Below are 528 nucleotides of genomic sequence, written 5' to 3' on the forward strand. Positions count from 1 at the left end.
GACATCGAGACACGGGTACCGGGAATCACGTGCGGCAGTCTCCGCGACTTCTTGCACTATTTCAAGGAACCCGACGAAGTAGAAAAACGCGCAGTAGAATGAAAAAGCCCCGACAGACACAAATCTGTCGGGGCTTTTTGCTATCCACGGTAGTCCATGGAATCGTCGATGTCTGGCGGGTACGGAAGAATGTCGAATTCGGCGCGGTTGCCTTCGTCTGTGTCCAGCACCGTTTCCTCGACGCTCGTGACAAACAGCTGGAGCGGGAGCGGTGTCACACGTATACGCTGGGCCGTACGCTCGTCAGGCACCACGATGCTAACGCGGTGGACCTGAGGATCGAAGTAAGGCTCCTGCTTCAGCATCTTCTGGAGCCGCGTAATCGAGCGCCGGGCCCGGGCACGGACAGGGGCATCATCTAGCATGTCGATGTAGAAGACAAGGGCGTGTGGGGCCTTCCACCGGGCTATGGCCAGCGCACGTTGTACTTGGTGGGGTTCAGGCGGGTGAAGCTTAGGTTTCATCAAC

General features: G+C 57.8%; 1 protein-coding gene. It reads right to left on the reverse strand.

Annotated features, from left to right (window positions below):
* Positions 1-140: 140 nt before the first annotated feature.
* A partial coding sequence (locus AC1RO3_RS08045; protein WP_481763937.1) for a hypothetical protein occupies positions 141-528 on the reverse strand: 388 nt, incomplete at its 5' end.

It is taken from the genome of Dellaglioa sp. CoH-57-MRSF-19, from assembly GCF_056781975.1.